The 3,841-nt window shown below is 56.8% G+C and carries 4 protein-coding genes; all 4 read right to left on the minus strand.

Annotated features, from left to right (window positions below):
• A partial coding sequence (locus WA354_RS14225) for a PilZ domain-containing protein (protein ID WP_472813676.1) occupies positions 1-907 on the minus strand: 907 nt, incomplete at its 3' end.
• 827 nt (positions 908-1,734) lie between these two features.
• A complete protein-coding gene (locus tag WA354_RS14230) occupies positions 1,735-2,040 on the minus strand; it encodes a hypothetical protein (protein WP_472813677.1) in 306 nt (101 codons plus the stop codon).
• Positions 2,037-2,597 (minus strand): DUF420 domain-containing protein, encoded by a 561-nt coding sequence (locus tag WA354_RS14235; RefSeq protein ID WP_472813678.1) that lies wholly within the window; start codon positions 2,595-2,597, stop codon positions 2,037-2,039. The genes WA354_RS14230 and WA354_RS14235 overlap by 4 nt, the downstream gene beginning before the upstream one ends.
• A gap of 7 nt (positions 2,598-2,604) precedes the next feature.
• Positions 2,605-3,621, minus strand: coding sequence for a heme o synthase (gene cyoE, locus WA354_RS14240; RefSeq protein WP_472813679.1), 1,017 nt, complete (start codon positions 3,619-3,621; stop codon positions 2,605-2,607).
• Positions 3,622-3,841 lie beyond the last annotated feature (220 nt).

The raw sequence follows: 3,841 nt of genomic DNA on the forward strand, positions 1-3,841 counted from the left end.
CCAAAGCGCGCTTCAAGAACATGTTCAGAGTCTCTTGGTCTGCCAGGTCTCCCTGCTGAGGATCAGTCTTCTTAGTATCTTTGCTACTCAAAGGCGCGAATTCAAAACCGACGCCGTCTGGTCCCCAGCGAATGACCTTGGCGTAAACGGCAATTGAATCCTGAAGTCTTTCGTTACTGGCACTGGTTCTTTGCAACGTCATCTTGATCAATGTTCCTGGGTATGGCCGCTCGTCAGTAAGTAGGTAGAAACCGGTTCCACTTATGTCCCCTAGAGCGTACGGGCGTGGTGTCCCACCGCTCCAGTGATAAGCAATTAAGTCAGGCAGGGGATGTCGGCTTAGTCGCTGGATACTCGACGTTTCGGAAGAAAGCCAACGCTTCACTCGCTCAACAAACGAGGGCTTCTTCGTAGTCGCGTCAATCGAGGCTGGCTTCGGCATTTGCAGCAAACCCGAATTCGGTGTAGAAACGTCCGTAAAGGCCTCTGTTTCTGTGCCTGGATCTCCTTCTGCTATGTCCGATAGAACAGCGAGCATGCCTTCGAGTTCCGCAGCTTCACAAATTGCGAGCTGATCTCCAATGTGGATCTGGGAAGCAAAGTCGCTGCCTGCTGGTAGAAGCAATGCGCTCGCGTGCCTGATCCCTGAAACCGCATTTTGCGGATTGGGGTACTTGTCCAATCCCTCGATGACCCGGCAATTATCATCGAGATAGACCAGATCAAATTTCTGCGCCCCGGGCATAGCTGGGAGGCCTTTGTAAGGCTTCAACCAAAGACCCGGGTCCGATCCGTTTACAAGGTATTCGAAGAGCCTCTTCAAGGGCTCAGCAGTGGTGTCGAATGGCGCGACTTTCAGGCTGAAAAACTCCTCCCGTGACCGGTTGTACACGCGAAAAATCTTCATTTCCCGACCCTCTCTCGCGGGGGATCGCGGAAACTTGGCCCGTTTTGCTCCTGCAATTCCACGACTTGCCATTTCAAACCAACTCGACCGATCAGCGATGCTGCGTCAGCGAGGTATCAAATGATCGCTGGATGCGCAACCCTTGAAGTCAGATCTGTTCGAGAAGTAGACGGGGCGGTGAGAATGTACAGCGCCGCCACCGGTCGTCGATGATTTCTCGAGATATCTTCTTTGTGTGACGAAACGGGACCCAGCTTTCTTTACTGTCCCAAAACAAGTCTTCGAATCTACTGATCTGGTCGACGTTTGCGGAGCGCGTGCTTTCGTGAGCGGGTGGCAGCCTGACGGCCGCCAACTGGAGGCTGGCGCGCTCGCGAGCGCAGTGGCAGCCAATATCGAGATGAACCAGGTCAGCGCGGCAAGCGCTTTGTCAATTGTTCAATTACGTGAGTTCAATTGACACGGCCCGCACGGCGATCGGACTAGGATTGGATCGCTCATCAAGGTGCGTCAATAAGCAAAACTTGCGAGTAGGACGATGCCGAGCTTGATAGACATTCAGAAGAACAGGAGTACTCCCGGCGGGTGGCTCTAGAACCGCCTTGGCGGACAGTGGCTCTTGGCTCAACGGCTAACACTCAAATTTGAGCCCGATTTAGAACTCTCTTTTGGCGGATAATCTAAAAGAACAAATAGCATTGCAATTTATTCTCTTCGAGCCATTTCTAATGGGGTTTCGCGTCATGTGTTGTTGGTCTATTTCAGAAGTTAGGCGAGCTCGTTTTTCACGGCGATCATACAGGTAATCAGAAAGAATATTAGACACCTCAGCCCTGCCGCGTGCCTGATCGCTGAAGGCGGCGGTTGCGCAGCCACTTGGCAACGCCCAGCGTCAGCAGCAGCCCGCCGAACGGGAGGCACATGAGGGCCACGATGAGGGCAAACCATCCAGTGTTGGTGCTGGCGCCGGTAGGCGAGAATCCGCCCAGGAGCGTTTGAAGCAGGATGGCGGCCAGTACGCCGGCGCCCATCATGGATGAACCCCATTGGATAAGCTGGCGCGTGCCGTCGCTGGGCGAGGTGATGCGCTTTGCCGATGCGGGGACGCGTTCGCTCACAGGCATGCGGCTCACGATCCCTGCGCGAGGCGCAGCATCACAAAAGTGATCACGCCGGTGACCGAGACGTAGAGCCAGATCGGAAATGTCCAGCGCGCGACTTTGCGGTGCTGGGGAATTCGGCCGGAAAGCGAGAAGAAGAACGTAACCAGAACCAGGGGGAGTGCGATAACTGCGAGAACAATGTGGGTGGCCAGCAGGGGCAGATAAACGGAGCGCAGAGCGGCGTGAATGGGGTAGCGCACATCTCCGTGCAGATAGTGGTGCAGGATATAGCTGACAAGGAAGAGCGTGGAGAAAAGGAATGCTGTGATCATCGACGCGCGGTGTGCGGCGATCTTGCGGGCGCGGATGAAGGTGTAGCCGACCAGGAGTGCGGTCGCGCTGAGGCCATTGAGGACGGCATTGAGCGCGGGAAGAAATGGCAATTTCGTACGGGAGATGTCGGCGGCCGGATGTTTGTAGATCAGCCAGAACAAAAACAAGGATGCGGCCGCGCTGATGGCCAGAATCGCGAGCACGGCTGGCCGCGTGTTGGCGCGGGATTGCGATGTTGTTGCCGTGGCTACCATTCGTTCCTCAGTGTTTGGCGATGGCGCAGACCATCAGCGTGGTGAGCAGCAGGGGCAGATAGATGACGCTCACCTTGAGAAGATCGCGGGCTAACATGCGGCTCTCGGTTTCGCTGGTCGCGCGCAGGATGCGACTGAAGCGGATCGTGTATCCGAGATAAAAGAGCCCCAACGCTGTTGCAAGGATTGCGTAAACCGTTCCGGCCATGCCGAGGCGCCAGGGGGCGAGGCTTACGGGAATCATGACTACGGCGTAGAAGAGCGCTTCTACAACGGTGGACCAACCATCAGGCTGAACGACCGGAAGCATACGGATTCCTGCGCGTGCATAGTCTTCGCGATAAAGCCACGCAATAGCCATGAAATGCGGAAACTGCCAGACAAAGAGGATGGCGAAGAGAGCGACGGCAGGCCACTCGATGCGTCCGCGGGCCGCTGTCCAACCGAGCAGGGGGCCCATGGCTCCGGGAAATGCGCCGATGAATGTAGCAAGGGAAGTGACGCGTTTGAGCGGCGTGTAGATTGCGACGTACGAAAATGCTGTGAGGAGCGCCAAGGACACCGTGAGCAGGTTGGTGTGCAGAAGCAGCCACCATCCGCCGAGTGCGAGGGCGCCTATGCCGGCCAGTATGCCCTGGACGAGCGAAATGCGTCCAGCGGCAATCGGGCGGTCGGCGGTGCGCTTCATCTTCGCGTCGCTGGTGCGCTCGAGTGCCTGATTCAAAGCGCTGGCTCCCGCCGAGACGAGGCCGATACCAATAAGGGTGTCGAGCAGGCCGCGCTGAACGCTGGAGATACCCGACTGCATTGACCCGAGGTAGAATCCTGCCCATCCGGTGATCACCACCATGCCTGTGACGCGAACCTTGAATAGCTCGCGCAAATCATTAATTAGCGTGGCGGTCGTACCCGGACTTGGAGCATGAATCGAATGCGCTGGATGAGCGAGGAGGGGCTCTTCAGGATGCGATGCGGGTTGCGCACCAAAATCCGGGGAAGCGGCAGCCTGGGAAATGGGATTCATCGGGTGGAAAGTGACCTCGGTGGAGGCGCGGAAGGCGCGGACACCTGTCTTGATGATATCAAGTGGGGCGGGGTTGCTGAATCCGAGGCAAATCAAACCACTTGAAGATATTTCCGCGCTACTTCAATGATTTCAGCGCGGCTCGATTGCCAGCATTCCCAGACTGAGGCGCACCAGCGCTCAATCATCGCGTCGCGGCCGGGTCCAGGTTCGATGGCAA

Origin of the sequence: Occallatibacter sp. (assembly GCF_049802275.1) — a bacterium.
Lineage (GTDB): Bacteria > Acidobacteriota > Terriglobia > Terriglobales > Acidobacteriaceae > Telmatobacter.